This is a genomic window from Nesterenkonia salmonea, from assembly GCF_005771525.1.
Lineage (GTDB): Bacteria > Actinomycetota > Actinomycetes > Actinomycetales > Micrococcaceae > Nesterenkonia > Nesterenkonia salmonea.
This window is the reverse complement of sequence record NZ_VAVZ01000115.1, coordinates 1-708: the sequence shown is the minus strand read 5'-3', so window position 1 is coordinate 708 and position 708 is coordinate 1. Positions and strand designations below refer to the sequence as shown.

1 protein-coding gene is annotated in these 708 nt (G+C 63.6%); it reads left to right on the top strand.

Annotated features, from left to right (window positions below; genetic code table 11):
- Positions 1-92 precede the first annotated feature (92 nt).
- Positions 93-708, top strand: a 616-nt coding sequence (locus FEF26_RS15515) for an IS1/IS1595 family N-terminal zinc-binding domain-containing protein (protein ID WP_208012965.1), incomplete at its 3' end; no start/stop codon positions are given.

Genomic DNA, 708 nt, shown 5'->3' with positions numbered 1-708 from the left:
GGGTTATAGGCAAGAATGTGTGTACACGTTGGCCCCGGATCCTTGATCTGACGCCGATGTAGGGTCCTGCACATGCTTTGAAAGCATGTGGGGTGACTCCTCCCTCGAATCAGCCGGTTTGTGGTGTATGTGGCGCCAAGCTGGTCAAGAACGGCAAGACCAGTGCAGGACGAACCCGGTGGCGGTGCAAAGTATGCGGCTCCTCCACGACCCAGTCCCGCGCCGATGTGACGCGTCGAGCCCAGCTGAATGCGTTCCTATCTTGGCTGCTGGGCAAGGACAGCCAGAAGCAAGCCGGCAGCGGCACCGGACGTTCACTGCGGTTCTCCACCGCCTGGTGCTGGGACATAGAAGTGCCCCAGCCTGATTCCACCGGGGAGGTTCACCGGCAGGTCATTGTCGATGGCACCTACTTCAACGGCTGGTGCGTGCTCATCGCCCACGATGGTGAGCACGTGATCGGCTGGCAGTGGTGCGACCGCGAGTCCAAAGCCGCCTGGGCAGCCCTGTTCAAGGCTTTTCCAGCCCCGGATGTGGTGGTCACCGACGGTGGCGCCGGGCTACGCGCCGCGCTGGACCAGCAGTGGCGCCGCACCCGGATCCAGCGCTGCTACTTCCACATCCGTGCCGCGGTCATCCGCCACACCACCCTGAACCCGCGGCTCGAGGCCGGCCAGGAGGTCCTAGCCCTGACTAGAGAACTCATGC